Here is a 503-nt window from a genome sequence, read left to right as displayed (position 1 = left end):
ATTAGGATGTTCATGTTGACTGTGTACTCGTGTTTCAATTCCTTGGGCTCTTGTTCTTTTGCTATCAACTCATCGGCCTCTTGTTTAACTAGGGCGGTCATGTTAGATAGAAAGATTGACGCATAAAAGTCTTGTTTAATTGAAATAGGTGTATCACCAGTGAATTTTTGAATTTGCAATTTATTTTTTAATTCATCATATTTGGTCTCGATCCCCCAACGTTTGAAATAAAGAGATTTGAATGCTTCTACATCCATTGCTTCGTCCATGAGATTGGTGACTAATATTTCTTCAATGCCTGAATCTAATTTGAATTTCAATACACGTAAATATATGCTTTTTCCTTTTTTATTAAACTTAACGATTTGATCAGATAATGACGGGTCAATCAACTTCTTATATGAGTTTTTAGGAATTCTTATAACAAATTTCATGTTAGATTCATAGAGATACATAAAGAAATCAAGGGAAGGATAGCCTCGATCAAAGAGGAGAAGATCATT

General features: G+C 32.8%; 1 protein-coding gene. It reads right to left on the bottom strand.

Annotation, left to right across the window (positions count from 1 at the left end; all coding sequences use genetic code 11):
- Window positions 1-455: transposase (locus B371_RS0100005; protein ID WP_237721479.1), on the bottom strand; the 455-nt coding region annotated here is incomplete at its 3' end.
- Between the last annotated feature and the right edge of the window lie 48 nt (window positions 456-503).

Origin of the sequence: Paenisporosarcina sp. TG20 (genome assembly GCF_000286315.1) — a bacterium.
Taxonomy (GTDB): Bacteria; Bacillota; Bacilli; order Bacillales_A; family Planococcaceae; genus Paenisporosarcina.
This window is presented reverse-complemented; position numbering and strand designations above follow the sequence as displayed.